General features: G+C 62.1%; 25 protein-coding genes. 18 read left to right on the top strand and 7 right to left on the bottom strand.

Annotation, left to right across the window (positions count from 1 at the left end):
• Nucleotides 1-179: 179 nt before the first annotated feature.
• The 8 genes from tkt to RL_RS20710 all read left to right on the top strand — a co-directional run bounded on the left by tkt (nt 180) and on the right by RL_RS20710 (nt 10,235).
• Nucleotides 180-2,153: a transketolase gene (tkt, locus tag RL_RS20670; protein ID WP_011653433.1), complete on the top strand. Its 1,974-nt coding sequence runs from the start codon at nt 180-182 to the stop codon at nt 2,151-2,153.
• Between the two features lie 81 nt (nt 2,154-2,234).
• On the top strand, nt 2,235-3,245 hold the full coding sequence (gene gap / locus RL_RS20675; RefSeq protein WP_011653434.1) for a type I glyceraldehyde-3-phosphate dehydrogenase: 1,011 nt from the start codon (nt 2,235-2,237) through the stop codon (nt 3,243-3,245).
• Nucleotides 3,246-3,497: 252 nt separating this feature from the next.
• Nucleotides 3,498-3,812 carry a hypothetical protein gene (locus tag RL_RS20680; protein ID WP_003552580.1) on the top strand — a complete coding sequence of 105 codons (315 nt, stop codon included), beginning with the start codon at nt 3,498-3,500 and terminating at the stop codon, nt 3,810-3,812.
• A 204-nt stretch (nt 3,813-4,016) separates the two neighbouring features.
• The gene (locus RL_RS20685; protein ID WP_011653435.1) at nt 4,017-4,196 is read left to right on the top strand and encodes a hypothetical protein; all 180 of its coding nucleotides are present in this window, start codon (nt 4,017-4,019) and stop codon (nt 4,194-4,196) included.
• A 494-nt stretch (nt 4,197-4,690) separates the two neighbouring features.
• Nucleotides 4,691-6,565 (top strand): potassium/proton antiporter, encoded by a 1,875-nt coding sequence (locus RL_RS20695; RefSeq protein WP_041936458.1) that lies wholly within the window; start codon nt 4,691-4,693, stop codon nt 6,563-6,565.
• A 70-nt stretch (nt 6,566-6,635) separates the two neighbouring features.
• Complete coding sequence (pgk, locus tag RL_RS20700; protein WP_011653437.1) at nt 6,636-7,841, top strand: phosphoglycerate kinase; 1,206 nt, start codon at nt 6,636-6,638, stop codon at nt 7,839-7,841.
• 288 nt (nt 7,842-8,129) lie between these two features.
• Nucleotides 8,130-9,155: a class I fructose-bisphosphate aldolase gene (locus tag RL_RS20705; protein ID WP_028742211.1), complete on the top strand. Its 1,026-nt coding sequence runs from the start codon at nt 8,130-8,132 to the stop codon at nt 9,153-9,155.
• A 156-nt stretch (nt 9,156-9,311) separates the two neighbouring features.
• Nucleotides 9,312-10,235, top strand: coding sequence for a PhzF family phenazine biosynthesis protein (locus RL_RS20710; RefSeq protein WP_011653439.1), 924 nt, complete (start codon nt 9,312-9,314; stop codon nt 10,233-10,235).
• Nucleotides 10,236-10,279: 44 nt separating this feature from the next.
• Here the strand turns inward: RL_RS20710 and RL_RS40220 are convergent, their stop codons facing one another.
• On the bottom strand, nt 10,280-10,444 hold the full coding sequence (locus RL_RS40220; protein ID WP_086935566.1) for a hypothetical protein: 165 nt from the start codon (nt 10,442-10,444) through the stop codon (nt 10,280-10,282).
• 171 nt (nt 10,445-10,615) lie between these two features.
• On the opposite strand from RL_RS40220, the gene RL_RS20715 reads away from it, so the two are divergent.
• The 3 genes from RL_RS20715 to RL_RS20725 all read left to right on the top strand — a co-directional run bounded on the left by RL_RS20715 (nt 10,616) and on the right by RL_RS20725 (nt 13,034).
• Nucleotides 10,616-11,914, top strand: a complete 1,299-nt coding sequence (locus RL_RS20715) for an MFS transporter (protein WP_011653440.1) — start codon at nt 10,616-10,618, stop codon at nt 11,912-11,914.
• Nucleotides 11,915-11,935: 21 nt separating this feature from the next.
• Nucleotides 11,936-12,127, top strand: a complete 192-nt coding sequence (locus RL_RS20720; RefSeq protein ID WP_003542803.1) for a DUF1192 domain-containing protein — start codon at nt 11,936-11,938, stop codon at nt 12,125-12,127.
• Nucleotides 12,128-12,518: 391 nt separating this feature from the next.
• Nucleotides 12,519-13,034, top strand: coding sequence for a DUF1465 family protein (locus RL_RS20725; RefSeq protein ID WP_003542804.1), 516 nt, complete (start codon nt 12,519-12,521; stop codon nt 13,032-13,034).
• 187 nt (nt 13,035-13,221) lie between these two features.
• Here RL_RS20725 and rpmE read toward each other — a convergent pair whose 3' ends face one another.
• The gene (gene rpmE, locus RL_RS20730) at nt 13,222-13,443 is read right to left on the bottom strand and encodes a 50S ribosomal protein L31 (RefSeq protein ID WP_003542805.1); all 222 of its coding nucleotides are present in this window, start codon (nt 13,441-13,443) and stop codon (nt 13,222-13,224) included.
• Nucleotides 13,444-13,635: 192 nt separating this feature from the next.
• On the opposite strand from rpmE, the gene RL_RS20735 reads away from it, so the two are divergent.
• From RL_RS20735 to RL_RS20755, 5 genes are all read left to right on the top strand, one after another.
• Entirely contained in the window at nt 13,636-15,438 is a 1,803-nt protein-coding gene (locus tag RL_RS20735; protein ID WP_011653441.1) for an ABC transporter transmembrane domain-containing protein, read from the top strand.
• Nucleotides 15,439-15,581: 143 nt separating this feature from the next.
• The gene (locus RL_RS20740; protein ID WP_011653442.1) at nt 15,582-16,574 is read left to right on the top strand and encodes a Bug family tripartite tricarboxylate transporter substrate binding protein; all 993 of its coding nucleotides are present in this window, start codon (nt 15,582-15,584) and stop codon (nt 16,572-16,574) included.
• Nucleotides 16,575-16,859: 285 nt separating this feature from the next.
• A complete protein-coding gene (locus tag RL_RS20745; protein ID WP_003542808.1) occupies nt 16,860-17,048 on the top strand; it encodes a YegP family protein in 189 nt (62 codons plus the stop codon).
• Between the two features lie 271 nt (nt 17,049-17,319).
• Nucleotides 17,320-17,658, top strand: a complete 339-nt coding sequence (locus RL_RS20750) for a YciI family protein (protein ID WP_011653443.1) — start codon at nt 17,320-17,322, stop codon at nt 17,656-17,658.
• Between the two features lie 7 nt (nt 17,659-17,665).
• The gene (locus RL_RS20755) at nt 17,666-18,916 is read left to right on the top strand and encodes an RNA polymerase sigma factor (RefSeq protein ID WP_011653444.1); all 1,251 of its coding nucleotides are present in this window, start codon (nt 17,666-17,668) and stop codon (nt 18,914-18,916) included.
• On the opposite strand, the gene RL_RS20760 is transcribed toward RL_RS20755, so the two are convergent.
• The 3 genes from RL_RS20760 to RL_RS20770 form a co-directional block, all read right to left on the bottom strand.
• A complete protein-coding gene (locus RL_RS20760) occupies nt 18,917-19,948 on the bottom strand; it encodes a peptidoglycan -binding protein (RefSeq protein ID WP_011653445.1) in 1,032 nt (343 codons plus the stop codon).
• Between the two features lie 3 nt (nt 19,949-19,951).
• Nucleotides 19,952-21,058 (bottom strand): MotA/TolQ/ExbB proton channel family protein, encoded by a 1,107-nt coding sequence (locus RL_RS20765; RefSeq protein ID WP_011653446.1) that lies wholly within the window; start codon nt 21,056-21,058, stop codon nt 19,952-19,954.
• A gap of 111 nt (nt 21,059-21,169) precedes the next feature.
• A complete protein-coding gene (locus RL_RS20770) occupies nt 21,170-21,970 on the bottom strand; it encodes an inositol monophosphatase family protein (RefSeq protein ID WP_011653447.1) in 801 nt (266 codons plus the stop codon).
• Between the two features lie 218 nt (nt 21,971-22,188).
• Between RL_RS20770 and RL_RS20775 the strand changes: the two genes are divergently transcribed.
• Both RL_RS20775 and RL_RS20780 read left to right on the top strand, forming a co-directional pair.
• The gene (locus tag RL_RS20775; RefSeq protein WP_011653448.1) at nt 22,189-22,767 is read left to right on the top strand and encodes a TetR/AcrR family transcriptional regulator; all 579 of its coding nucleotides are present in this window, start codon (nt 22,189-22,191) and stop codon (nt 22,765-22,767) included.
• A gap of 73 nt (nt 22,768-22,840) precedes the next feature.
• The gene (locus RL_RS20780; RefSeq protein WP_011653449.1) at nt 22,841-23,581 is read left to right on the top strand and encodes a 3-oxoacyl-ACP reductase family protein; all 741 of its coding nucleotides are present in this window, start codon (nt 22,841-22,843) and stop codon (nt 23,579-23,581) included.
• Between the two features lie 82 nt (nt 23,582-23,663).
• Here the strand turns inward: RL_RS20780 and RL_RS20785 are convergent, their stop codons facing one another.
• Together RL_RS20785 and RL_RS20790 are read right to left on the bottom strand one after the other, a co-directional pair.
• Nucleotides 23,664-24,761, bottom strand: coding sequence for a protein-glutamate methylesterase/protein-glutamine glutaminase (locus tag RL_RS20785; RefSeq protein ID WP_011653450.1), 1,098 nt, complete (start codon nt 24,759-24,761; stop codon nt 23,664-23,666).
• Nucleotides 24,762-24,822: 61 nt separating this feature from the next.
• Nucleotides 24,823-25,680, bottom strand: coding sequence for a CheR family methyltransferase (locus RL_RS20790; RefSeq protein WP_011653451.1), 858 nt, complete (start codon nt 25,678-25,680; stop codon nt 24,823-24,825).
• Between the last annotated feature and the right edge of the window lie 8 nt (nt 25,681-25,688).

The following is a 25,688-nucleotide window of genomic DNA, read 5'->3' on the forward strand; positions in this document are numbered from 1 at the left end:
CACCAGATTCGTCATTTGTACAATCGCGCGATCAAATGTCAAAAATCGCCGCTGCGCGCCCGGATTTGACCTGCCATTTATTGACTTGCCCGCCCCAACTGCTATGTCTCTGCCGCTTTCACTCGATGGTCTTGGAGGCTCGAGGCCATCCCCCGACACCCGGAACTTGCGGAAAAGCCATGACCTCTCCCGAACAACACGACCGGATGGCGAATGCGATCCGTTTTCTCGCCATGGACGCCGTCGAAAAGGCGAACTCCGGCCACCCGGGCATGCCGATGGGCATGGCTGACGTGGCAACGGTCCTGTTCACCAAATATCTGAAGTTCGATCCGAAGAAGCCGCACTGGCCTAACCGCGATCGCTTCGTGCTGTCGGCCGGCCATGGCTCGATGCTGCTCTATTCGCTGCTGTATCTGACCGGCTATCCTGACATGACGATCGAGGATCTGAAGCAGTTCCGTCAGCTCGGCTCGAAGACCGCCGGCCATCCGGAATACGGTCACGCGACCGGCATCGAAACGACGACGGGTCCGCTCGGCCAGGGCATTGCCAATTCCGTCGGCATGGCGATTGCCGAACGCAAGCTGCGCGAGGAGTTCGGCTCCGATCTCCAGGATCACTATACCTATGCGATCTGCGGCGACGGCTGCCTGATGGAGGGCATCAGCCACGAAGCCATCGCGCTCGCCGGCCACCTGAAGCTCAACAAGCTCATCCTGTTCTGGGACAATAACTCGATCACCATCGACGGCGCCGTGTCGCTGTCGGATTCCACCGATCAAATCGCCCGCTTCAAGGCCGTTCACTGGAACACGATCGAGATCGACGGTCACGATCAGGCTGCCATCGCCGCCGCGATCGAAGCTGCCCACAAGTCCGACCGCCCGACCTTCATCGCCTGCAAGACGATCATCGGCTTCGGCGCCCCGAACAAGCAGGGCACGCACAAGGTCCACGGCAACCCACTCGGCGCCGAGGAAATCGCGGCCACCCGCAAGGCGTTGAACTGGGAAGCCGAAGCCTTCGTCATCCCGTCGGACGTGCTCGACAGCTGGCGTGTAGCCGGCGCCCGCTCCGTCGAGCTCGTCAAGGCTTGGGAAGACGGCCTCGCCAAGGCTCCGGCCAAGGCCGAGTTCACCCGCCGCATGGCAGGCGAGTTGCCGGAAGGCTTCGACGCCGCGATCAGCACATACAAAAAGAAGCTCGCCGAGACCAAGCCGACTGTTGCGACCCGCAAGGCTTCGGAAGACGCGCTCGAGGTCATCAACGGCTTCCTGCCGGAAACGCTCGGCGGCTCCGCCGACCTGACGCCGTCGAACAACACCAAGACCAGCCAGATGCATTCGATCACCCCGACGGATTTCGCCGGTCGTTATATGCATTGGGGCATTCGCGAGCATGGCATGGCGTCTGCCATGAACGGCATTGCGCTGCATGGCGGCCTCATCCCCTATAGCGGCGGCTTCCTGATCTTCTCGGATTATTGCCGCCCGCCGATCCGCCTTGCTTCGCTGATGGGCATCCGCGTCATTCACGTCCTGACGCATGACTCGATCGGCGTCGGCGAAGACGGTCCGACGCACCAGCCGGTCGAACAGCTCGCCGGTCTGCGCGCCATCCCGAACCTGATGGTCTTTCGTCCGGCCGACGCTACGGAAACGGCGGAATGCTGGCAGATCGCCATCAAGACGCACAACCGTCCCTCGGGCCTTGCTCTGACGCGTCAGAACCTGCTCGCAGCCCGCACCGAATACAGCGAAAAGAACCTTTGCGAACAGGGCGCCTATGTGCTCGCCGGCAATGCCGACGCCAAGGTGACGATCTTCGCCTCCGGCTCCGAAGTCGAAATCGCCGTTGCAGCCCGTACGGCACTCGAAGCCAAGGGCGTCACCGTCCGCGTCGTGTCGGTTCCCTGCACGGAACTGTTCTTCGAGCAGCCGGAAGCCTATCGCAAGGGAATCCTCGGCAACTCGCCGGTCAAGATCGCCGTCGAAGCCGCCGTTCGCGAAGGCTGGGATGCGTTCATCGGACCGGAAGGCACCTTCATCGGCATGAAGAGCTTCGGTGCTTCCGGCCCGGTCAAGGAAGTTTACAAGCATTTCGGCATCACCGCCGACGCCGTCGTTGCGGCCGCCGAAGCAAAGCTTTAATGAGGGCGCCTTGAGGCGCTCTCCATCTCCTCAATTCCAGGCCCTCGCTATCGGGCCCTACTCTATCGGGAGTGAATGAACATGACAGTCAAGGTTGCCATCAACGGTTTCGGCCGCATCGGCCGCAACGTCCTTCGCGCCATCGTCGAATCCGGCCGCACCGACATCGAAGTCGTCGCCATCAACGATCTCGGCCCGGTTGAAACCAACGCCCACCTGCTGCGCTACGACTCGATCCACGGCCGCTTCCCGGCAACGGTGAAGGTCGAGGGTGACACGATCATCGTCGGCAACGGCAAGCCGATCAAGGTCACAGCGATCAAGGATCCGGCAACGCTCCCGCACCGCGAACTCGGCGTCGACATCGCGATGGAATGCACCGGCATCTTCACCGCCCGCGACAAGGCTGCCGCCCACCTGACGGCCGGCGCCAAGCGCGTCATCGTCTCGGCACCTGCCGATGGTGCCGACCTGACGGTCGTCTTCGGCGTCAACCATGACCAGCTCACCAAGGAGCACTTGGTCATCTCCAACGCGTCCTGCACCACCAACTGCCTGGTGCCGGTCGTGAAGGTTCTCGATGACGCCGTCGGCATCGACCACGGCTTCATGACGACCATCCACTCCTACACCGGCGACCAGCCGACGCTCGACACGATGCACAAGGACCTGTATCGCGCCCGTGCGGCCGCCCTCTCGATGATCCCGACCTCGACTGGTGCAGCCAAGGCAGTCGGCCTCGTTCTGCCGCATCTGAAAGGCAAACTCGACGGCACCTCGATCCGCGTTCCGACCCCGAATGTTTCGGTCGTCGACTTCAAGTTCGTCGCCAAGAAGGCGACCACCGTTGGCGAAATCAATGAAGCCGTCATGGCCGCTGCCAACGGCAAGCTGAAGGGCATCCTCGGCTACACCGACGAGCCGCTCGTCTCCCGTGACTTCAACCACGACAGCCACTCCTCGATCCTCGCAACCGATCAGACCAAGGTCATGGAAGGCAACTTCGTGCGCGTCCTGTCCTGGTACGACAACGAGTGGGGCTTCTCCAGCCGCATGTCCGACACGGCAGTCGCTTTCGCCAAGCTCATCTGAGCTCTCTCGAGGCATCGACATGCAAGCGGCCCGGGAAACCGGGCCGCTTTTTGTTGCCACGCCTTCCGAACGACACCAGCCTTCCCTGCTCTGGTATCTTTTCGTCCATTGTCGGGATGGGATCTGTTAGGATAACTCAGCTGGACATTGCAAAATGCCCAGTTTCCTCGCGCCGCATCGGCCGCCGGCCAGGCGCGGAACGCCAATACCCATGCGGTAGCGCTGTCGCCCGCATGAAAATGAGAGAGATGGATGGATTATTTTACCGTTGAAATCGCCGGCCGCGCCGTTGCCAGTTTTCGCTCGGAAAATCACGAGGAAGCGACGCATTTCTTCGAGGCGGAAGACTTTCGCGACGATCTGACCGTCCTGGAATCCGAAGGCAAGCCTCTTTGGGACCGCAAAGCGGCCCTGAGCCTGCGCAAGGCAACAACCGAGGAAGCAAGCGAAGTCGAGCACGCCTATGAATTCGACGACGATCCCGAACGGACCATCGAGGACGAGTTCGTCGTTTTCCTGGTCCCGGTCGCGGATCTGACCGACGAGGGCGAGGATACAGAAGACTGACCTCCGATCCGCATTTTTTCCGGTTTTGAAGCCTTATAGAAGCGCCGCCGTTCGCAGGACAGGACGGCGGTGCAGTTAAGCTGCCTCGGGTTCGAATTCGATAGGCGTCCCTGCACGGGTTGGCAATCCGCTGGGCAAGCGTGCTAGGTTGAGGAAATGCGCAACGCTGCACAATGGCTAAAATGAGCCAAGTGGAGGTGATAAATGGCAGAGGCACAAAAACGCTTGTCCCACACCACCCTCAAACGGCGGCAACGGTTTCACCCCAAGCGGGACGTCAGGCCTGCCGTGCTGGCAAAGGCTAATCGTCTGGTCATCTGGGCTGCCGCGTTCATTGGCCTCTTGTTTCTCGCCATCATCAAACTTCAGGCAGTGTTGGGATAGCAGAGCAAGGGCCGGCCGCTTCTGGCACAAAACGACAGCCGGCTGCTCTCGCTGGGCGGCCGGCATTTTCCTACCCGCTATCGAAAAATCTCAGCGTTCATTTTCCCCGCTTTCCGCATCGGCGCCTGGAATCCAGTCTTCCTGTCATTGGACAAGGCAAACGGGGCCGCGTGAAAGGGAGCGTGTCCAATTCTGTTGCCATTCGCAGATACCGGCAGGAAAAATCCGTGCCTGTCTTTTTTGCCCTGCTCTCGCCTGATTTTCCTATACATTCTTTATAGAGAATTTCTCCCGTAGCATTCCGTGTCGGTTGGCCGTCCGGCAGCCGTTCAGCAGCATGAAGCAGCATCACGACGAGGTTAAGCCGCAAGGCCTACCCTTCTCTGACGTTTTGCCGTTTACTGACGGATCGCCGCGCGTGACGGAGGGGTTAAATAAAGGCGGATCGGCCGGGGCGGCTGTGTTCGCGAAGCAGTCGATGGAAAGGGGTGGGCATGGAAGCGTTTTATATCGTGGTGCTGGTTTCGACGGCGCTCGTGCTTCTAGCCGCTTTTTCGAGCCTGCTCGCCTTCCGCTTCGGCGCCCCCCTGCTGCTGCTCTTCCTGATGATCGGCCTTGCTGCCGGCGTCGATGGCCTCGGCATCGAGTTCAGCAACAATTACCTCGCCTATATTCTCGGCTCCATCGCGCTGGCCATCATCCTGTTCGATTCCGGCTTCGGCACGCCGATGCAGGCCTTCCGGCTGGCGGCCGTGCCCTCTCTGGCGCTCGCCTCGGTCGGCGTGCTGATCACCGCCTCGCTCTTTGCCTTCGCCGCCATGTGGCTTTTGAACTTCACCTGGCTGGAAGGACTGCTGCTCGGCTCGATCGTCGCATCGACGGATGCCGCCGCCGTCTTCTTCCTGTTGCGCATTGGCGGCATCAACATCCGCGACAAGGTGCGCTCGACGCTGGAAGTCGAATCCGGCACCAACGACCCGATGGCGATCTTCCTCACCATCGCCCTCGTCGAGGTGCTGGCGAGCGGCGAGCGTTATGCCGGTATCAATATCGGCATGCTCGCCATGTTCGTGCAGCAGATGGGCCTCGGCGTCATTCTCGGCCTGCTCGGCGGCATGATGATCGTGCTGATCGTCAGCAAGCTCGATACCGATCGCGGCCTGACGCCGATCTTCGTGCTGGCGCTCGCTCTTCTCGTCTTTTCCTTCACCGGCGCGGTTGGCGGCAGCGGCTTCCTCGCCGTCTATGTCGCCGGCATCTACGCCGGAAACCGCAAGATGCAGGCGATCGGCACCATCAAGCGCTTCCAGGACGGCATGACCTGGCTGGCGCAGATCATCATGTTCCTGGTGCTCGGCCTGCTCGCCACGCCGTCGCAATTCCCTGTCATCATCGTGCCGGCCATCCTGCTCGCCCTCTTCCTGATCTTCGTCGCCCGGCCGTTGGCGATCTGGCTGTCGCTGCTTCCCTTCGATTACACGCAGCAGGAAATCGGCTTCGTTGCCTGGGTCGGCCTGCGCGGCGCCGTCTCCATCCTGCTTGCCATCATGCCGATCCTCGGCGGGCTTGAGAACGGCCAGATCTATTTCAACACCGCCTTCATCATCGTGCTGGTCTCGCTGCTCCTCCAGGGCTGGACGATCAAACCCGTCGCCAAGAAGCTCGGGCTGATCATTCCGCCGCGCATCGGCGCCGTCGACAAGGTCGAGGTCGACCTGCCGGGCGCGGCCAACCACGAACTGCTCTCCTACCGCGTCATCAAGGATAGCCCGGTGCTGCGCGGCGAGCGCATTCCGCGCTGGGCGACCCCGTCGCTCGTTATCCGCGACGGCAAGTCGATGCGCTATCAATATGCCGGGCGGCTGCGCGAGCACGATCTCGTCTATCTCTTCATCGTGCCGAGCTATTCCCGCCTGCTCGACCGGCTCTTTGCCAGCCGGGCGCCTGTCGATGACGACGATGCCGAATTCTTCGGGGCCTTCGCGCTCTCTCCCGCCCGCCCCGCCGCCGATCTCGACGCCGCCTATGGCCCCGGCCTGCTCAACGAATCCGAAAAGGGCCTGACGATCGCCGAATTGATGCGGCAGCGTCTCGGCGGCAAGGCCGACTATGCCGACCGCGTCCGCCTCGGCTCGATCATCCTCATCGTCCGAGATCTCGACGAGCACGATCACATCACCTCCGTCGGCATGTCGCTTGAGGCGGTCGAACCGGCAATTACGCTGCCGATCTTCCTCAATCTCAAGGACATCATCCAGCGCATCCGCGACCGGTTGAACGGACGCCGGAACCGGGAAACCGCAGCCTCCGAAAGTACGCCGAAAGCGCCGGTCGGACGCGACGAAGGCACACGCGAAAACGGCCGCTGAACGCCTTGCGTCTCGAATGATCCTTGCTATGTTCGGCGCAACTTTCGCCAACCACGACAGGATCCTCCCCATGCCTTCTTTCAAGACCCTCGACGATCTTTCCGACATCCGCGGTAAGCGCGTTCTCGTCCGCGTCGACCTCAACGTCCCGGTGAAAGACGGCAAGGTCACCGATGTGACGCGCATCGAGCGTGTGGCGCCGACGATTCTCGAATTGTCCGAAAAAGGTGCCAAGGTGATCCTGCTGGCCCATTTCGGCCGGCCGAAGGATGGCCCTTCTTCGGATCTGTCGCTGTCACTGATCGCCCCTTCCGTCGAGGAAGTGCTTGATCATGCCGTGCTGACGGCCTCCGACTGCATCGGCGAAGCCGCCGCCTCCGCCGTCGCCGCGATGAATGACGGCGATATCCTGCTTCTGGAAAACACCCGCTTCCACAAGGGCGAGGAAAACAACGACTCCGACTTCACCAAGGCGCTTGCCGCCAACGGCGACATCTATGTCAACGATGCCTTTTCGGCCGCCCACCGCGCCCATGCTTCGACCGAGGGGCTTGCCCACCACCTGCCGGCCTATGCCGGCCGCACCATGCAGGCCGAGCTGGAAGCACTGGAAAAGGGCCTCGGTGATCCCGCTCGCCCTGTCGTCGCGATCGTCGGCGGCGCCAAGGTCTCCACCAAGATCGACCTGTTGATGAACCTCGTGAAGAAGGTCGATGCGCTCGTCATCGGTGGTGGCATGGCCAATACCTTCATCGCCGCCCGCGGCACCAATGTCGGCAAGTCGCTCTGCGAACATGATCTCGCCGAAACCGCCAAGCAGATCATGATCGAGGCGGCCACTGCCGGCTGCGCCATCATCCTGCCGGAGGATGGCGTGATCGCCCGGGAGTTCAAGGCGGGTGCCGCCAATGAGACGGTCGATATCAACGCCATTCCCGCCGATGCCATGGTGCTCGATGTCGGCCCGAAATCGGTCGAGGCCATCAACGCCTGGATCGAACGCGCCGCAACCCTGGTCTGGAACGGCCCGCTCGGCGCCTTCGAGATCGGACCTTTTGATGCCGCGACGGTCGCTGCTGCAAAATACGCCGCTGGGCGCACTATAGCCGGCAAGCTCACCTCCGTTGCCGGCGGCGGCGATACCGTCTCGGCGCTCAACCACGCCGGCGTTGCCGATGATTTCACCTATGTCTCGACCGCCGGCGGCGCCTTCCTCGAATGGATGGAAGGCAAGGAGCTTCCCGGCGTCGCCGTCCTCAACGCCGCTGCTGCATAATTCCTTAAATTGGAACCGATTTAAGGTCATGATGGTGCAGCGATTCAAAGGACGCTGTAGGTAACCGGCAAGACTGATTTCGCAGATTTTACATGTGGATAGACCGCGGAAGAAAAGCTGCTTCCGCGGTCTTTTGCCCAGACGATGAAAAAAATCCCAACTTTCAAACGATTGAATTGAATTCAATCGTTTCAATGACTTAGCCTTCCATTTTCCTCCCTATAAACTTCTGTTATCCGCGTTCTATATTCCTCAAATGCCGATGTTTATTGTTGTGGAGAGAACGAAATGAGCGAACGACTGGAAGACATTGCAATGCAGATGGTTACGGGCGGCCGGGGGTTGCTCGCCGCCGATGAATCGACCTCCACCATCAAGAAGCGTTTCGACGCGATCAATCTCGAATCGACCGAAACCAGCCGGCGCGACTATCGCGAAATGCTCTTCCGCTCCGACGAGGCGATGAAGAAATATATCTCCGGCGTCATCCTCTTCGAAGAGACGTTGTTCCAGAAGGCCGCGGACGGCACGCCGTTCGTCGATATCATCCGCGCAGCCGGCGCCATTCCAGGCATCAAGGTCGATACCGGCGCCAAGCCGATGGCTAAATATCCCGCTGAAACCATCACCGAAGGCCTCGATGGCCTCGGCGAGCGACTTGCCAGATATTATGAAGCCGGCGCCCGCTTCGCCAAGTGGCGCGGCGTCATCGCCATCTCATCGACCTTGCCGACCCGCGGTTCCGTCCGCGCCAACGCTCAGGCGCTTGCTCGTTATGCCGCACTCTGCCAGGAGGCCGGGATCGTTCCGATCGTCGAGCCGGAATGCCTGATGGACGGCAAACCGGGCGACCATAATATCGACCGCTGCGCCGAAGTGACCGAGTTCACGCTGCGCATCGTCTTCGAGGAACTCGCCGACGCCCGCGTCAATCTCGAAGGCATGATCCTGAAGCCGAACATGGTGATCGACGGCAGGAACGCCCGCAAGGCCTCGGTCGCGGAAGTTGCCGAACGCACCGTCAAGGTGCTGAAGGCGACCGTTCCGCCTGCCGTTCCCGGCATCGCCTTCCTCTCCGGCGGCCAGACGACCGAAGAAGCGACAGCCCACCTTTCGGCGATCAATGCCATCGGCCACCTGCCCTGGTTCGTCACCTTCTCCTACGGTCGCGCCCTGCAGGACAGCTCGCTCAAGGCCTGGAACGGCAAGCAGGAAAATGTCGCCGCCGGCCAGCGCGAATTCACCCACCGCGCCGAGATGAACAGCCTCGCCGCCAAGGGCAACTGGAAGAAGGACCTGGAAAAGGCCGCCTGAGTATTAACGCTTAGGACTTGGGCAGGGATGGCAAGCGCAGCGTAGCCGCCCCTGCCATCCCTCTCTCCTGCCTCTCATTGTCACGGCGACAAGAAACCGCTTCGTTCCGCGAAAAACCGTGATTACTCATAGCGCCCTGTCACAACAGGAGCTGCCATGAACACCCTCTCCTACGTCACCGTCGATGTCTTCACCTCCACCCGCTTCGAGGGCAATCCGCTTGGCGTCATCTCCGATGCGCGCGGCCTGAGCGATGCGGCGATGCAAAAGATCGCAACCGAGTTCAATTATTCCGAAGTCACCTTCGTCCTGCCCCCGGAAGACCCTCAAAATTCCGCCCGCGTGCGCATCTTCACCCCGACGATGGAAATACCCTTTGCCGGCCATCCGAATGTCGGCACCGCCTATGTGCTCGGCCAGCAGGCGGAGATTTTCGGCAAGCCGGTCGGCTATAAGCTGCGTTTCGAGGAAAAGGCCGGCATCGTCGAAGTCAGCCTGAAACGCAGCGGCGGAAAGGTTTCTGCTGCCGCCATCCGCGCGCCGCAGCCGCTGACGATCGGCGACACCATCGCCGCGCAAACCATCGCCGGCTGCGTCTCGCTCGACCCAGGCGTCATCGTCGACACCAGCCATGCCCCGGTCTTTGCCTCGGTCGGGCTGAACTTCGCCATCGCAGAGCTGAACGGGCTCGAAGCGCTGGCCGCCGCCCGCCCGAACCTTGCCGGATTCCAGGCAGCGGCCGGCCGCCAGACGACGAGCGGCCACGACTTCTCGCTCTTCCTCTATGTGAGGACCGCCGAAAGACCATGGAATATTCGCGCCCGCATGTTCGCGCCCCTCGACAATGTGCCCGAGGATCCGGCAACGGGCAGCGCTTCAGCCGCGCTTGGCGCCTATCTCGTCTCGCTTGCGCCGGAGGCCGATATGAACGCCCGCATCACCATCGAACAGGGCGTCGAAATGGGCCGCCGCAGCGTCATCACCCTTGATGTCGTGAAATCCAACGGCATCGTTACCGATGTCGTCATCTCGGGAGACTGCGTTTCCGTCATGCGCGGAGAAATTAGCTTGCAAGACTGACGGTCGCAGCTCGACCGTACCCCTGCGTTACACGTAATCCGGCGCTACATCAGGAAATCGCGCGAAAGCAGAACCACTGCCCAGACGGCGAAAGCGATCAGCGCGAGCTTCCAGAAATCCATCCGCCGCCTGAGGCCGGGAAACCCAAGCGGCTTGATCACCTGTATCGCCATGGCAAGGATGAGCAGCAAGGCTATCAGCTTTGTCATGCTTTATTTTTTCCGTTTTTCGGAATGTCACAGGACGGACATTTTTCCGCGCGAACACAGGATCTCGACACGCCGTAAAGACATTCCGGGGCACAATCAATCATCTTGAGGCTGGGCTGAAGCAGGTCCTGCCTTATCTCATTGCAAATCGCTAAGACCGAGTCTGGGGAAATGAAGAGAAATCTGCTGTCCGTCGCTGCGCTGCTCTTTGGCACGCTCTTCCTTTTCATGGGCAACGGCCTGCAGGGCATCCTGCTTCCCGTGCGCGGCAATCTCGAAGGCTACGCAACGACGACGCTCGGCCTGCTCGGCACTTCGTGGGCGGGGGGCTTCGTCATCGGCTGCCTGATTGCGCCGAAGATTGTGCGCCGCGTCGGCCACGTGCGTGCCTTTTCGGGGTTCATCTCGATCATCGCCATCATTGCGCTGGTCAGCGGCATCATCATCGATCCGGTCTGGTGGGTGGTCCTGCGCGCCGTCACCGGCTTCTCCACCGCCGGTACGTCGATGATCATTGAAAGCTGGCTGAACGAGCGTGCCAGCAACGAGAGCCGCGGCATGATCTTCTCGCTCTATATCGGCATCACACTCATCGGCGTCGTCGGCGGCCAGATGATGATCCCGCTCGAGGATGTGCGCACACCGGTGCTGTTCATGATCTGCGGCATCTTCTATTGCATCGCCATGCTGCCGACGACGCTGTCGACCGCCGCTTCGCCGCAGCCGCTGAAGGCGGTCCGCCTTGATCTGCCGGCGCTCTATCGCAACTCGCCGGTCTCCTGCCTCGGCATCCTGCTCGTCGGCATCGCCAACGGTGCCTACGGTACGCTCGGCGCCGTCTTCGGCGCCGGCGCCGGCCTCTCCGACACCAGTATCGCCGTCATGATGAGCGCCACCATCTTCGCCGGGGCGGTGATGCAACTGCCGGCTGGCCGGCTTTCCGATCGCATCGACCGGCGTTACGTGCTTGCCGCCATGTCGGGGATCGCCGCCCTTGCCGGCCTGCTGATCTTCCTGCTCCACCCGACGTCTCCCGCCTTGCTGATCGGCCTCGTCGTCCTTTACGGCGCAGTGGCGAATACGCTCTATCCGATTGCCGTCGCCCACGCGAACGACTTCGCGGCGTCGGAGGATTTCGTCAAGGTCTCCGGCGGCTTGCTGCTGCTCTATGGCATCGGCACGGTGATCGGCCCGACGCTCAGCGGTCCCGTCATGTCGGCGATCACGCCGCATGCGCTTTTCCTCGTCACCGCCATCGCCCATGTGCTGATCACCGTTTATGCCATCATCAGGAGCCGCATCCGGGCCGCGGTCCCCGCCAGCGACCGCGACGCCTACACGACGATCCCGACCGGCACCTCGGCGATCCTGACACCGCAAAGCATGTCGCTTGCCGATCGCGGCGCCGGCAAACCTCCCGAAACCGGAAAGTCTCCCGAAAGCGACGATCCTGCTGTAAAGTTTGGTTAGGCAGCGAACGGAGGAAGAACCATGAGCTTCATCGATGATGACCGGCCGCAGAAGAAAGTCGCCCACGAGATCGGCGCCGATCTCTCCATGCTTTCGGTCGACGAATTGAAGGCGCGGGTGGAATTGCTGAAGACGGAGATCGCCCGTCTCGAGGCCGAGGCCGCCCGCAAAGCCTCCGGGCGGCAGGCGGCGGAAAGCTTCTTCCGCTCGTGATCCGATAAAACCACCGAAAAACAAGGCTATAGGCCGCTAAAATAGCCCGCCTCAAGTCTTAATTCGGCACAATGTTAATAAAATATTAAGCTTTATAAGGTATTACTGTATTCATCCGGATTTCCTCTGGATCTCAGACAGTTTTCCAAGCGGTGAATTGGTCTGATTTTTCTCCCTGTTTTACCTTGAGAGCCGCGTTTGCGGCTCTTCTTTTTCCTATGGCCGGCGCACTTCCACGAAACTGTGGAGATTAACCCTTTCTTAAGAAACGGCTTGCGCATTTGGGCTAATGATACCATCTTAAAGTCATAAAGACCGGGCCCGGAAACTTTTCCGTCGGTGCCGGCGTTACCTGAATATATGTAGCTGCGTGCGAACAGGGACTATAGCGATGTCGGAAGTTGGATTGAACACGATCAGTTTTGCAGGCCGCGCCGCTGCATCCTCGCAGTTCAAGGCACTTTATGCGGAAGGCATGTCGCTGGTCGAAGAGACTGCCGCCTATCTCGACGGTCAGGGCCGCGCCGCTTCCAAGGTTCTGCCGCGGATGGCCTCGGTTCTCTACGCCGCGGAATCGATGCGTCTCACCACCCGCCTGATGCAGATGGCTTCCTGGCTGCTGTTGCAGCGCGCCGTCAACAATGGCGAAATGTCACGTGACCAGGTGCTGGCCGAAAAGAACAAGGTTCGCCTCGACGGCTTCAACGTCGACCGCGCCGCACCCGGCTGGGGCGACTTGCCGGAATCCTTCCGCGACCTCGTCGAACGCTCGCTGCGTCTGCAGAACCGCATTGCCCTGCTCGACCGCGAGATCTACCGCCCGTCCGAAGCAGTGATCGTTCATGATAATCAGAACAGCGTTCAGGCCCAGCTTTCCCTGCTGCAGACTGCCTTCGGCAACAACTGACCGGATCCGCAAGAATTCGAATACAAACCGGCTGCGTCTTACGCGGCCGGTTTTTTGTTTGCCGCATAACACCGGCATCCTACAGCGTCCTTTGCGCGTCTGAAAAGACGCGCGGTGCTGTAAGCCATTGCGAACGCAAAAAAGCCCGGCGAAACCGGGCTCTTCGAATTCCGTCGAGCAAAAGCGATTAGAGGCCGAGACCGCCGAAGCGCTTGTTGAACTTGGAGACGCGGCCACCGCGGTCCATGAGCTGCTGGTTGCCGCCGGTCCAGGCCGGATGCGACTTGGAATCAATTTCGAGGTTCATGACAGCGCCTTCCGAACCCCAGGTCGAGCGGGTTTCGTACTCAGTGCCATCGGTCATGACCACCTTGATCATGTGATATTCGGGATGGATGCCTGCCTTCATAACAATCTTCCTGCGATACCGGAGTTCAATTTGCCGCATGCAGTTGCGGCCAACGAACCGATTGAATAAATGAAGCCGCAGTCGGATGGCTACGGCTTCCCATTAGGATGCGGTGCCTATACATGAAGGACGCCTAGATAACAAGAGCCAACAGGCCGCATTGCGCGGGTCCTGCGGGCGATCGGAGACGATTTGGCAGAGCAGGCACGGGCTGAGGAAAACAAGAAGCGATCGCTACGACCGCTCGGCAGGCTGACGCCCTATGTCATGCGTTATCGCGGCCTGGTGGCCGGTGCGCTGATGTCGCTGGCGCTTGCCGCCATCACCTCGCTGGCGCTGCCGCTCGCCGTGCGTCGCATGATCGATCACGGCTTCACCCAGTCCGACGGCCGCTTCATCAACAGCTACTTCGCCATGCTGATGGTCATGGCCATCGTGCTCGCGGTCGCCAGCGCGCTGCGCTATTATTTCGTCATCACCATCGGCGAGCGCATTGTCGCCGATCTTCGCCGCGATGTCTTTTCGCATGTGACCCGGCTGTCGCCCTCCTTTTTCGACGTCAATCAATCCGGTGAGATCGTCTCGCGGCTGACCGCCGATACGACGCAGATCAAGTCCGCCGTCGGCGCCACCGCCTCGGTGGCGCTGAGGAACCTCATCCTCTGTATCGGCGCCATGGGCATGATGATCGTCACCTCGCCGAAGCTTTCGAGCCTCGTCATCGGAGCGATCCCGCTCATCGTCTTCCCGCTCGTCGCCTTCGGCCGCTCGGTGCGCAAGCGCTCACGCGCCGCGCAGGATACGCTCGCCGATGCTTCCGCCTTCGCCAACGAGACGATCGCCGCGACCCGCACCGTCCAGGCCTTCAACGGCGAGGATGCCGCAGCGACGCGTTACGGCACCGCCGTCGAATCCGCCTACGAGGCCGCCCGCGCCGCCATCCGCTCGCGCGCGCTGCTGACCGGGATCGCCATCACGCTGATCTTCGGCAGCGTCGTTGCCGTGCTCTGGTTCGGCGCCCACAGCGTGCTTGCCGGCACGCTTTCGGCGGGCACGCTCGGCCAGTTCCTGCTCTATGCCGTCATCTCCGCCGGTTCGCTGGGCGCGCTGTCGGAGGTCTGGGGTGAACTCTCGCAGGCAGCCGGTGCCGCAGACCGGCTGACCGAGATTCTCGACGAGGTCTCGCCGATCACCGCTCCCGCCAGCCCTGAGCCGCTTCCTTCGCCCAGCCGCGGCCGTGTCGAATTCTCAGGCGTGCACTTTGCCTATCCCTCGCGCCCCGGCAAATCGGCGCTGCATGGCTTAAGCTTCGCGATCACGCCAGGTGAGACCGTCGCCATCGTCGGCCCTTCCGGTGCCGGCAAGAGCACCGTCTTTTCGCTGCTGCTGCGCTTCTACGATCCGCAGCAGGGCAGCGTGAAGATCGATGGTGTCGATGCGCAGCTGACGACGCCGGACGAGCTGCGCCAACGCATCGCCATCGTGCCGCAGGACGTCACCATCTTTGCCGCGTCGATCCATGACAACATCGCCTTCGGCCGTCCGGGCGCCTCGCGTGACGAGGTCCGCGCCGCAGCCCTTGCCGCGCAGGCCGACGAATTCATCGCTCGGCTGGACCAGGGTTATGAGACCGAGGTCGGCGAACGCGGCATCACTCTGTCAGGCGGCCAGCGCCAACGCATCGCCATTGCCCGCGCCATCCTGAAGAATGCCCCCGTGCTACTGCTCGACGAGGCAACCTCCGCGCTTGACGCCGAAAGCGAAACACTGGTGCAGAAGGCGCTCGACGGCCTGGTGGACGGCCGCACAACGCTCGTCATCGCCCACCGCCTGGCAACTGTGCTGAAGGCCGACCGCATTCTCGTCATGGACCAGGGCCGGGTCGTCGAGGAGGGCACGCATCAGAGCCTGATCCGCCACGGCGGCATCTATGCGCGGCTGGCGCGGCTGCAATTCGACGCCGCCAATGAGGATGTGCTCGCCGCCGCGAAATAGCCGGCGTGCACTTCTCCCGCCAACAGCGACTAAAGTCTGAACCCGCCGCGCTTCTCTGCGGTTGTCTTTCGCGCGTCCTGCCCTAACCTCTTCATTCCCCGGGGTGGGGATATTACTGCTGAAATCCTTGGGAGGAGATAGGAATGGCGCTTTTCGATATGACGCGACGTACGGGCCTTGCGCTCGGTTTCGGTGCGCTTGCGGCCCTTGCCGTCGGCGCGTCTGCCGCTGCTGCAGATTTTCCCGATCGCACGATCACCATGGTCGTGCCCTTCGCCGCCGGCGGCTCGACCGATGTCGTCGCCCGCATCGTCGCGCAGAAGATGTCGGAGGATCTCGGCCAGCAGGTGATCGTCCAGAACGTCGCCGGCGCCGGCGGCAATCTCGGCGCTGGTAACGTCGCCCGCGCCGAACCGGACGGCTACACCATCCTGATGGGCACGGTCGCGACCCACGCCCTCAATCCGCTGATCCTGAAATCGACGCCTTATGACGCCGAAAAGGATTTCGCACCGATCTCGCTGCTCGTTGTCGTACCGAATGTGCTGGTCGTCAACCCGGAACTACCGGCAAAGACCGTGCAGGAACTGGTCGCCCTGCTGAAGGCCGAGCCCGACAAATACAGCTACGCCTCATCGGGCAACGGCACGCCGTTGCATCTTTCCGGCGAACTCTTCAAGTCCATGGCCGGTGTCAGCATGCAGCACATCCCCTATAAGGGCGCCGGCCCGGCATTGAACGACGTCATCGGCAACCAGGTGCCGATCATGTTCGACAACCTGCCCTCCTCGTCGAGCCACATCAAGGCCGGCACTTTGCGAGCGCTGGCGGTGACCACGGCCGAGCGCGCGCCCTCCTTCCCCGACGTACCGACCGTCGCCGAGTCAGGGATTCCAGGTTACGAGACCTACACCTGGAACGCGCTTTTCGCCCCGGCCAAGACGCCGAGCGAGGTCGTGACGCGCCTCAACGCCTCGGCTAAAAAGGCGCTCGCCGACCCAGCCGTCGCGGAACGGATGAAAGAATTCAGCGCCACCATCGTCGGCTCGACGCCGGAGGAACTCGCCGCCCATGTGAAGGCCGAACTCTCCAAATGGGGACCGGTCGTCAAGGGCGCGAATATCCAGATGGAGTGATGCCGGAGCATCATGCCGAAAAGTGTGAGCGGTTTTCGGATGACATCATGCTCTACTCTTTGATTGAGAACAGGATTCAGGTTTTAGGCCGACCCGGCCTGAAATCATCCTGTTCTGGGGCATGGGCGTTGGCGCCCTCATTCGCTTGCGCCCAATGGAAACGGTGACAATTGGACGCTAAGCAACCCAATCCTGATTAAGGCAGTGGAAAAGCTCGCCATTTTGATCTAGCTTCCGCTAAGCTGATGGTTGCAATTCAGCGTTTTGGGATTTCGGGAGACATCTATGTATAAATTCGAAGTCTATAAGGATAAGGGCGGAGAGTTCCGCTTCCGCTTCAAAGCATCGAACGGGGAAGCCATGTTCTCGTCGGAGGGCTACAAGGCGAAGGCGTCCGCCATGAGTGCCATCGAATCCATCAAGAAGAACACGCCAAGCGCCGAGATCGTCGATCAGACGAAGGCCGAGTCCTGAGCAGACCGGCAGCGGCGGCGTGATTGCCGCCCTGCCCTTTCGCGCCCGTAAGCAGCGCCGGTGCCCTTGAGCCCGGCCCGCTTGCTTGCGATTTCCGGCGCCATTTTTCTTTTTCGCATATTTTTTGAAAGCCATGTCGAAACGACCGGTGGCCGCGCCTCATTGTTTCGGAACGGCTCCGCCGCTCCGCCGGGCTTCACGGCTTTCGGGATGTCTGTCCCCGATATCGGCACGCCCGGATCCACGTCAGCAACGAGATCAGGAGTTTTCCATGCAATATGCTCTTATCATTCGCGAAGCCGCCGAGGATTTCGCCCGCCGCGGCGATCCCGTCTATCGCGACGGCTGGGTCGCCTACAGCCAGGCGCTCGCTCAGGCCGGGATCATGACTGGCGGCGCCGGGCTGACAGGCCCGGAGACCGGCACGATCGTGCGCCGCAAAGGCGAGGACCACGATGTCCAGGACGGCCCCTATCCGGACGGCAAGGAACAGCTCGGCGGCTTCTATCTGATCGACGTCCCCGACATGGACACCGCGCTCGAATGGGCAACCCGTGTTCCGATCTCCGACAAGGGTTCGGTCGAGGTGCGCCCGCGTCTGCAGATGTGAGGCGGTCATGCCGCCCGATGCCGGACGCGCTGCCGAAAAGGTGGCGCGTCAATCCTACGGCAAACTGATCGCCTTCCTCGCCGCCCGCTCGCGCGACGTGCCGGCGGCAGAGGATGCATTGTCGGAAGCGCTGGCTTCGGCCCTTCGCGTCTGGCCGGAACGCGGCATTCCCGGCAATCCGGAGGCCTGGCTGTTGGTGGCTGCCCGCCGCAACCTCATGCAGGCTGCCCGCCACCGCACTGTCGAGGCCAATGCACAAACGACGATATCGGTCGCCTTCGAGGAGGCGGAGGAACGCATGAACGCGGCCGGCAACGCCGTCTTTCCCGATGAGCGGCTCAAACTGCTCTTCGCCTGCACCCATCCCGCCATCGACAGCTCCGTGCATACGGCGCTGATGTTGCAGACCGTTCTCGGCATCGAGGCAAAGACCATCGCCCGATCGTTCGTCGTCTCACCAGAGGCGATGAGCCAGCGGCTGGTGCGGGCCAAGGTGAAGATCCGGGATGCCGGCATTCCCTTCGCCGTCCCGCCTCGCCCCGCCTTGCCCGGGCGGCTCGCCGCGGTGCTTTCGGCGATCTATGCGGCTTACGGTCTTGGCTGGGACGGTCTCGACGGCGAGGAAGAGCGCCATTCACTCGCCGGCGAGGCGATCTGGCTCGGCCGCGCGCTTCTGGCAGTGCTGCCGGACGAACCGGAAGCGATTGGCCTGCTGTCGCTGATGCTTCACTGCGAAGCCCGCCGCAGCGCCCGGCGCGACGACAGCGGCCGATATGTGCCGCTGGACGAGCAGGATACGACCGCGTGGAACGCGATCATGATTGCCGAGGCGGATGCGCTGCTGCGCAAGGCCAGCAGCTTCGACCGTTTCGGTCCCTTCCAGTGCCAGGCAGCGATCCAGTCCGTGCATGCAGCGCGCCGGCTGTCGGGAACGACCGACTGGCAGGCGCTGACGACACTCTACGCAGCGCTGGTGATGATGAAGCCGACGCTGGGTGCACACGTCAGCCAGGCTGCGGTGATCGGCAGGGCCTTGAGCGCCACTGCCGGCCTGGAGCGGCTCGACAAGCTCGATCCGCGCGACATCGCAAGCTACCAGCCGTACTGGGCGGTGCGTGCCTTTCTCCTGACCCAGGCCGGCGATGATACCGCGGCAGCCGGTGCCTATATGACAGCGATCGGCCTCAGCGACAGCCCTGCCGTGCGCGATTTTCTTGGCGGCCGACTAAAGGACGCGAGACAGGCGATATCAAGTTAATCACTTCTCGGTCAGCTTCAGCTCGATGCGGCGGTTGGTAGAGCGCGCATCCGGCGTATCGCCAGGCGCGATCGGTTGGAACTCGCCGAAGCCGGCGGCAACCAGCCGGTCGGCCGGCACGCCCTGTGCAATCAGGAATTTGACGACCGAAATCGCACGTGCCGAGGAGAGTTCCCAATTGTCGCGATAGCGGCCCGTCCCGCCAAGCGGCACATTGTCGGTATGGCCGTCGACCCGCAGCACCCAGTTGATCTCCGGCGGAATTTCCTTGGCGAGATCGAGAAGGGCGGCGGCAAGCTTCGCCATCTCGGTCTGCCCCTCCGGGTTGAGATCGGCGCCGCCCGAGGGAAACAGCACTTCCGACTGGAAGACGAACCGGTCGCCGACGATGCGGATATTCTCGCGGTCCGATAGGATCTCGCGCAGACGACCGAAGAAGTCGGACCGGTAGCGGTTCAGCTCCTGTACGCGCGCGGCGAGCGCCACGTTGAGGCGGCTGCCGAGGTCGGCGATCTTGGTCTGCGAGACCCGGTCTTTCTCCTCCGACGCCTGAAGGGCTGCTTCGACCGCGGCAATCTGTCTGCGAAGCGCTGCGATCTGCTGGTTCAGCAGTTCGACCTGGCTGAGCGCCCGTTCGCTCACCTGCTTCTGCTCGTCGAGCTCCTGCGTCATCGAGCCGATCCGCTTCTGCGCCGCATCCTGACCGCCCGAACCGGCATTCAGCAGCGCCTGCAGCCGCGAACGGTCACCTTCGGCGCTGGCAAGCGAAGCCTGCAGATTGGCGACCGAATCCTGGAGATCCTGGTTGCTGCCCTTTTCGAGCGCGAGAAGCTGTGTCAATTCGTTGATCTGGCTGTTGAGGCGACTGAGCACCTCATCGCGTCCGGTGATCTCGCGGCTGAGGATGAACTGCCCGACGACGAAGACCGTCAGCAGGAACATAATGGAGATGAGCAGCGTCGACAGCGCGTCGACGAAACCCGGCCAATAATCCACCGTGCGTTCGCGGCGCCGGTTGCGGGCTAGAGCCATGGCTTACTTGCCCTCGCTCTTTTCTGCCTGGCCGGCGCGGTCGCGCACGCGCTCGCCCCTCTCTCCTGCGCGCTCCTGCACGCCGATGCGTTCGGCAAGCCGGTCGAGCGTGCGACGCATCGCCTTGGCCTCGTCCTGCTGTGCCTCGATCCAGTCGCGCAGCATCTGCTGCTCGTTGCGCATGTTCTTGACGAGGCCCTGAATACCCTCGGCAAGGCTTGCCATGGCGGCGACGGAGCGCTGGCTGCCCGCACCACCCTCTTCAGAGACCTTGCGCAGATAATCGGAGAGCGCGCGCATGTCGTCCGACGAAGCGCCGGAAACAGCGTCGAGAGCGGGGGCAAGATGATCGGAGCCGACATCCGTGACCGAGGAGAGCCAGTTTTCCAGTTCCATATAGAAGCGGTTTTGCGCGCGGCCTGCCTGCAGGTCGAGGAAGCCGAGAATGAGCGAGCCGGAAAGGCCGAGCAACGAGGAAGAGAAGGCCTGGCCCATGCCCGAAAGCGGCGTGGAAAGCCCTTCCTTCAGCGCCGAGAGCACGTCCCCGGTGCCGTTCGAGCCGGCATCGAGCGACTGGATGACAATGCTGATCGAACCAATCGTGCCGATGAGGCCCCAGAAGGTGCCGAGCAGGCCGAGGAAGACTAAGAGGCCGATCAGGTAGCGTGAAACGTCGCGCGATTCGTCGAGGCGGCTGGCAATCGAATCGAGGATCGAGCGCAGCGCCGTCGTCGACAGCGACACTGCGGACTTGCGGCTGCCGAGCAGCGCCCGCATTGGCGCAAGCAGCCGCGGATTGCGGTTGACCTTGTCGACGCTGCCGGCGGCGCGGAAGGAATTAAACCAGCGCACCTCGGGGCGAAGCGCCAGTACATGGTTGAAAACAAGGATGATTCCGACCGCGAGAACGCCGACGATCAGGCCGTTGAGGCCCGGATTGTGCATGAAGGCGGTCTGCGTCTGGCGGAAGAGGATAGCGGCGATAAAACCGACGATGACGAGGAAAAGCAGCATCGTCCAGAGGAAGGGCATGGGGCTCGAAAGCCTGTTGGCATAAATGCCCGCCGTCTTTTCGGTGGAGCCGATCTCCGCCACATTCACATTTTCCATAGGGTCGCTGCCTCCGGAGTCATTGCTGGCGGAGACTAGAGCAACATTGTGCCGAATTGAAGTATGCCGGGGCGAAAACCGTGACTTTACAACAGCCAGATTTTCGTTCGGTCACTTGGCGGGAACCGGCCGCTTGACGACTTCGATCAGCGCCTTGTGGATAATCTCGTTGCCGGCGACGATCGCGCCGCTCTCCAGCATCGTTGCGCCACCGTCCCAGTCGGTGGCGAAACCGCCGGCTTCGCGGATGAGCAGGATGCCGGCCGCCATGTCCCACGGCGCAAGCTCGGCCTCCCAGAAACCGTCGAAACGCCCGGCCGCGACATAGGCGAGGTCGAGGGTCGGCGAGCCCAGGCGCCGGATGCCCGCCACTTCGCCCATCACGTGGCGAAGCTCGACCAGGAACTTGCCGTGATTGCGCTTGCCGAGCGCCGGCACGCCACAGCCGATGACGCTATCCGACAGCGCCCGACGCGCGGCGACGCGCAGGCGCCGGTCGTTGAGGAAGGCGCCGCCGCCGCGCTCGGCGGTATAGAGTTCGTCGGTCGCCGGATTGAAGACGACGGCGGCAACGATCTCGCCATTGCGTTCGAGCGCGATCGAGACCGCGAAGGCCGGGATGCCGTGCAAAAAGTTGGTCGTGCCGTCGAGCGGGTCGACGATCCAGCGATGCGCGCCGTCGGTGCCGTTGATTTCCTCGCTTTCCTCACCGAGGAAGCCATAGGTCGGACGCGCCTTGAGCAGCTCTTCCCTGACGATCTTTTCGGCCTTGCGGTCGGCGGTGGAAACGAAATCGCCCGGTCCCTTCACGGAAACCTGCAGGTTCTGCACTTCGCCGAAATCACGTCCCAGCGACTTTCCTGCCTTGAGGGCAGCCTGAACCATGACATTGAGAAGAGCTGAACGGGCCATCGGCGCATTTTTCCTTGGGACTGATACGGGGCGCGCGCGCTGCCAGGGGCGGGAATTGTCCCTGAACATGCATGACAGGCAGCACTGCGAAGATTGGCGGCCTCAAGACCACAAAATCAGGGAAATTTCAAGGGGAGGCACGCATGGCTGCCCTGCGGCGCCAGAAACCATTAATTTTATTCTGGACAGATCAGTCCAATAAGAGTAGAAGCCTCGTCATGGCACGACACAAGGAATTCGATCGCGACACCGCCCTTCATGCCGCCATCGGCGTATTTTCCGAGCACGGCTATGAAGGCACCTCGACCGAGGAATTGCTGACGGCGATGAAGATCAGCCGGCAAAGCATGTACGACACCTTCGGCGACAAGCGCGGCCTCTATCTGGAAGCGCTGAAGCGCTACAATGTGGAGAGCATCGACAAGATCATCGCGGATCTTCGCCGGGAAGGCCGGCCGATCGAGGCGCTGGAAGGCGCTCTTGTCGCCTTCGCCTCGCGTCCCGCTGCCGAGGCGCGGCGCGGCTGCCTCGGTGTCAGCGCCATCTGTGAATTCGGCCGCACCGATGCCGAGGTCGCAGCTCTTACCGACAGCGCCGGCCACGCGCTTCACGCGGCGATCGAGAGCCTTCTCGGTGAGGCTCGCAGGACCGGAGATCTCGCAACAGATATCGATATCGCCGACGCCATTCCGTTTCTCGGCGCTGCCCTGTCGGGCATGAAAGTCAGCGCCCGAAACGGCGCCCCACCTGCGACGCTCCGCGGTATCGCACGCATGGCGATCAGAAGCCTCCGCTGACGAAGGGACAACTCCGAAGTGGCCTTTCCATGGGCAATTCTAGACTGATCAATCCAAAACAAAGGAAACCTACATGTCTCAACCCCATTCCACCAAGATCGCCCTCGTCACCGGCGGCTCGCGCGGCATCGGTGCCGCCATCGTCCGAAGGCTCGCCGCTGACGGCGCCGCCGTTGCCTTCACCTATTCCAGCTCGGAGCACAAGGCGAAGGCGATCGTCGCCGAATTGGAGGCTGCCGGCGGCAGGGCGCTGGCGATCCGGGCCGACAGTGCCGATGCGAAAGCCGTACAGGATGCCGTCGCGCTGACAGCCGAGACCTTTGGCGGTCTCGACATTCTCGTCAGCAATGCCGGGATTCTCATCCTCAACCCGCTCGACGACTATTCGCTCGAAGATTTCGACCGGATGTTCGCCGTTAATGTCCGCGCTGCCTTCGTCGGCATCCAGGCAGCGGCAAGACATATGAAGGAAGGCGGCCGCATCATCACCATCGGCAGCGTCACCGCCGATCGCAGCGGCTTTCCGACCTCCGCGGTCTACAGCATGACGAAGGGCGCGATCGCCTCGATGACCCGCGGCCTCGCCCGCGATCTCGGCCCACGCGGCATCACCATCAACAACGTCCAGCCCGGCCCGACGGCGACCGACATGAACCCCAATGAGGACGATCATGAGCGCCTCAAGCCGCTGATGGCGCTTGGCCGCCTGGGTGAGGACCGCGAGATCGCCGGCCTCGCCGCCTATCTCGCCAGTGCCGAGGCCGCCTTCGTCACCGGCGCCAGCCTGACGATCGACGGCGGTTATCTCGCCTGAATACCGAACCTGCACGGCTATGATCAAAAGCCGGCGGCATCCTGCGATACCGCCGGCTTCAGTCGGTTCCGTTGAAACCGATTTAAAACTTCTGCTGCGTTATCAGTACTTCGCGGGCGATCTGGTCGAGCGGCAGGATCCGATCGACGCCGCCTTTGGCGATCGCCTCCTTCGGCATGCCGAAAACAACAGAACTCGCCTCGTCCTGCGCCACCGTGTAGGCGCCGGCCTGATGCATTTCCAGCATGCCGCGCGCGCCGTCATCGCCCATGCCGGTCATGATGATTCCCATGGCGTTCGAGCCGGCCGAGCGCGCCGCCGAGCGGAAGAGCACGTCGACGGAAGGCCGGTGGCGCGACACCAGCGGCCCGGTCTTGACGCTCACATAGTAGCGCGCACCCTGGCGCTCGAGCAGCATGTGCTTGTCGCCTGGCGCGATCAGCACATGGCCGCGCAGCACCGGATCGCCATCGACGGCTTCCTTGACCTCAACCTCGCAGAGCCCGTTCAGCCGCTTGGCGAAGGCGGCGGTGAATTTCTCCGGCATATGCTGGACGATCACCATGCCAGGTGCATTGGCCGGCAGTTCCTCCAGGAACTCGCGCAGCGCTTCCGTGCCGCCGGTGGAGGCGCCGACGCAGACGACCATCTCCGTCGTCTTCGCCATGGCCCGCCCCGTCGGCGGCGGCAGCATCACATCCGCCGTCAGCTTCTTGGCCGGCCCTTCCACTGAGGCCGAGCGGATGGTTCCGGCGGCGCGGCGGACGTTGGAAAGCCGTGCATGCGAAGCGCTCTTGACGACTTCGCGAATACGCATCGCGTCGTCGGAAAGGCTGTCGGCGGCGCCGATCTTCGACTTCAGGATGACGTCAACGGCACCGGCCTCCAGCGCCTGGAGCAGCGTTTCCGATCCCGCCTCCGTCAGCGACGAACACATCACGACAGGGATCGGCCGCTGCGACATCAGCTTGCGCAGGAAGGTGATGCCATCCATGCGCGGCATCTCGACGTCGAGCGTGATGACATCGGGGATCTCTTCCTGCAACTTCCGCGCCGCCATGAACGGGTCGGATGCGACCGCCATGATCTCGATATCGGGATCCTGCTCCAGCACATGCGTCAGCGTCTGGCGGATGCTGGCGGAATCGTCGATGATGAGAACGCGAATTTTCTTAGCCATGAGTGCCCCTAATGCATGCCGTCCAGAAGTGCGCAGCGGTTTTGGGATGACGCGATGCGCTTTAGATACGCTGAAACACCGTATTCGAGACCTGCTTCAACGGCAGATCGAAGCCGGTGATCGATTCGGAGTGACCGATGAACATGTAGCCGCCCTTGGCCAGGCAGGCGCAGAGGCGGTTGAGCACACCGGCCTGGGTCTGCTTGTCGAAGTAGATTAGCACGTTGCGGCAGAAGATGACGTGCATCGGTTCGCCGATCGCGTATTTCTCGTCCATCAGGTTCATACGGGCAAAGCCGATCTTGCTACGCAGTTTCGGCGTGATGCGCACCTCCCGCCGACCCGGCTGCTTGGCCGTCAGCACGTATTTGCGCTGCAGGTCGCGCGGCACGGGTGCGATCAAGTCCTCCGGATAGATGCCGCGGCGCGCCGTCTGCAGCACGTCGGTGGAAAGATCCGTCGCCAGTACACTGTAGGAGACGTCGTTGCGGCCTTCGGTAAATTCCGCCAGCACCATCGCCATCGTGTAGGGTTCCGCCCCCGTCGAGCAAGCCGAACTCCAGGTGCGGATGGTCCGCACGCCGCTATTGGAGATCGCCGGCAACGCCACGCTCTGCAGATAGTCGAAATGCTTGGCTTCGCGGAAGAAGTCGGTCTTGTTCGTCGTCACCACGTCGATCAGGTAGACGGTTTCCTGGGCGAGGCCATCCTCATTGAACAGGAAGTCGCAATAATCGTCGAAGGTGCCGTGGTTGGTTGCGCGAAGGCGGCGCCTCAACCGCCCTTCGAGCATCGTCAGCTTGGTCGGCGGCATCTTGATGCCGCTATAGTCGTAGATGAACCGGGCAAGCTTGTCGAAATTGCGCTTGCTGATCCGGTCACCCGGCAATTGGGTTTCCACCGCTGCTGCCATACTCATAGAATGCA

The organism is Rhizobium johnstonii 3841 (assembly GCF_000009265.1).
Classification (GTDB): domain Bacteria; phylum Pseudomonadota; class Alphaproteobacteria; order Rhizobiales; family Rhizobiaceae; genus Rhizobium; species Rhizobium acaciae.

Coding starts and splice junctions, on each gene's coding strand:
- tkt (WP_011653433.1), top strand. CDS start 180: ATGACCTCTCCCGAACAACACGACCGGATGGCGAATGCGATCCGTTTT.
- gap (WP_011653434.1), top strand. CDS start 2,235: ATGACAGTCAAGGTTGCCATCAACGGTTTCGGCCGCATCGGCCGCAAC.
- RL_RS20680 (WP_003552580.1), top strand. CDS start 3,498: ATGGATTATTTTACCGTTGAAATCGCCGGCCGCGCCGTTGCCAGTTTT.
- RL_RS20685 (WP_011653435.1), top strand. CDS start 4,017: ATGGCAGAGGCACAAAAACGCTTGTCCCACACCACCCTCAAACGGCGG.
- RL_RS20695 (WP_041936458.1), top strand. CDS start 4,691: ATGGAAGCGTTTTATATCGTGGTGCTGGTTTCGACGGCGCTCGTGCTT.
- pgk (WP_011653437.1), top strand. CDS start 6,636: ATGCCTTCTTTCAAGACCCTCGACGATCTTTCCGACATCCGCGGTAAG.
- RL_RS20705 (WP_028742211.1), top strand. CDS start 8,130: ATGAGCGAACGACTGGAAGACATTGCAATGCAGATGGTTACGGGCGGC.
- RL_RS20710 (WP_011653439.1), top strand. CDS start 9,312: ATGAACACCCTCTCCTACGTCACCGTCGATGTCTTCACCTCCACCCGC.
- RL_RS40220 (WP_086935566.1), bottom strand. CDS start 10,444: ATGACAAAGCTGATAGCCTTGCTGCTCATCCTTGCCATGGCGATACAG.
- RL_RS20715 (WP_011653440.1), top strand. CDS start 10,616: ATGAAGAGAAATCTGCTGTCCGTCGCTGCGCTGCTCTTTGGCACGCTC.
- RL_RS20720 (WP_003542803.1), top strand. CDS start 11,936: ATGAGCTTCATCGATGATGACCGGCCGCAGAAGAAAGTCGCCCACGAG.
- RL_RS20725 (WP_003542804.1), top strand. CDS start 12,519: ATGTCGGAAGTTGGATTGAACACGATCAGTTTTGCAGGCCGCGCCGCT.
- rpmE (WP_003542805.1), bottom strand. CDS start 13,443: ATGAAGGCAGGCATCCATCCCGAATATCACATGATCAAGGTGGTCATG.
- RL_RS20740 (WP_011653442.1), top strand. CDS start 15,582: ATGGCGCTTTTCGATATGACGCGACGTACGGGCCTTGCGCTCGGTTTC.
- RL_RS20745 (WP_003542808.1), top strand. CDS start 16,860: ATGTATAAATTCGAAGTCTATAAGGATAAGGGCGGAGAGTTCCGCTTC.
- RL_RS20750 (WP_011653443.1), top strand. CDS start 17,320: ATGCAATATGCTCTTATCATTCGCGAAGCCGCCGAGGATTTCGCCCGC.
- RL_RS20755 (WP_011653444.1), top strand. CDS start 17,666: ATGCCGCCCGATGCCGGACGCGCTGCCGAAAAGGTGGCGCGTCAATCC.
- RL_RS20760 (WP_011653445.1), bottom strand. CDS start 19,948: ATGGCTCTAGCCCGCAACCGGCGCCGCGAACGCACGGTGGATTATTGG.
- RL_RS20765 (WP_011653446.1), bottom strand. CDS start 21,058: ATGGAAAATGTGAATGTGGCGGAGATCGGCTCCACCGAAAAGACGGCG.
- RL_RS20770 (WP_011653447.1), bottom strand. CDS start 21,970: ATGGCCCGTTCAGCTCTTCTCAATGTCATGGTTCAGGCTGCCCTCAAG.
- RL_RS20775 (WP_011653448.1), top strand. CDS start 22,189: ATGGCACGACACAAGGAATTCGATCGCGACACCGCCCTTCATGCCGCC.
- RL_RS20780 (WP_011653449.1), top strand. CDS start 22,841: ATGTCTCAACCCCATTCCACCAAGATCGCCCTCGTCACCGGCGGCTCG.
- RL_RS20785 (WP_011653450.1), bottom strand. CDS start 24,761: ATGGCTAAGAAAATTCGCGTTCTCATCATCGACGATTCCGCCAGCATC.
- RL_RS20790 (WP_011653451.1), bottom strand. CDS start 25,680: ATGAGTATGGCAGCAGCGGTGGAAACCCAATTGCCGGGTGACCGGATC.